We start from the raw sequence: 540 nt of genomic DNA, 5'->3' as shown, positions 1-540 counted from the left end.
CACCCGCATATTTAAATGGTGAGCCATGAAGGATTCGAACCTTCGACCCTCTGATTAAAAGTCAGATGCTCTACCGACTGAGCTAATGGCTCGTAGTGAAAAGTGGTGCCGGCCAGAGGACTTGAACCCCCAACCTACTGATTACAAGTCAGTTGCTCTACCAATTGAGCTAGGCCGGCATGGTGGAGGATACAGGGCTCGAACCTGTGACCCCCTGCTTGTAAGGCAGGTGCTCTCCCAGCTGAGCTAATCCTCCGCCTGGCGGCGTCCTACTCTCGCAGGGGCAATGCCCCAACTACCATCGGCGCTGAGAAGCTTAACTTCTGTGTTCGGTATGGGAACAGGTGTGACCTTCTCGCTATCGCTACCAGACATTGTCTTAAAATCAAGACAAGATATATTATATGCATTTCCAAAGAGAAATGCAAGGGTTTTTTTTAAATAATTATACCCTGAAAACTAAATAAGAGTAAACAAACGATATCAAATAAGTTAGTTAAGTCCTCGATCTATTAGTATCCGTCAGCTCCACGTGTCACC

Annotated in this window: 3 tRNA genes and 1 rRNA gene; all 4 read right to left on the bottom strand. The window is 46.9% G+C overall.

The window, feature by feature from the left end:
* Positions 1-16 precede the first annotated feature (16 nt).
* Positions 17-92: transfer RNA gene (locus tag ACSKT4_RS19125), tRNA-Lys, on the bottom strand.
* 11 nt (positions 93-103) lie between these two features.
* Positions 104-179: transfer RNA gene (locus ACSKT4_RS19120), tRNA-Thr, on the bottom strand.
* A gap of 1 nt (position 180) precedes the next feature.
* Positions 181-256: transfer RNA gene (locus ACSKT4_RS19115), tRNA-Val, on the bottom strand.
* Positions 257-372: ribosomal RNA gene (gene rrf, locus ACSKT4_RS19110) — 5S ribosomal RNA — on the bottom strand.
* Positions 373-540: the final 168 nt, after the last annotated feature.

It is taken from the genome of Ornithinibacillus liuyingii, assembly GCF_055550225.1.
This window is presented reverse-complemented; position numbering and strand designations above follow the sequence as displayed.